The sequence below is a fragment of the Pseudomonas sp. AC463 genome (assembly GCF_979253585.1).
This window is the reverse complement of the sequence record NZ_CEEDDZ010001117.1, coordinates 1-239: the sequence shown is the minus strand read 5'-3', so window position 1 is coordinate 239 and position 239 is coordinate 1. Positions and strand designations below refer to the sequence as shown.

The following is a 239-nucleotide window of genomic DNA, read 5'->3' as shown; positions in this document are numbered from 1 at the left end:
GAGGCGCAGCCTGGTACTTCCATTCTGGAGCTGGCCCACGAGCACCATATCGAGATGGAAAGTGCCTGTGGTGGTGTATGTGCCTGCACAACGTGCCACTGCATCGTGCGTGAGGGTTTCGACTCACTGAACGAGGCCGATGAGCTCGAAGAGGACTACCTGGACAAGGCCTGGGGGTTGGAAGCGCAGTCGCGTCTGGCCTGCCAGGCGCTCGTTGGTGAAGAATACGTGACCGTCGA

1 protein-coding gene is annotated in these 239 nt (G+C 59.8%); it reads left to right on the top strand.

The window, feature by feature from the left end; all coding sequences use genetic code 11:
• The coding region (locus AC0IYH_RS33765; protein ID WP_471838821.1) for a 2Fe-2S iron-sulfur cluster-binding protein at positions 1-239 on the top strand (239 nt) is incomplete at both ends.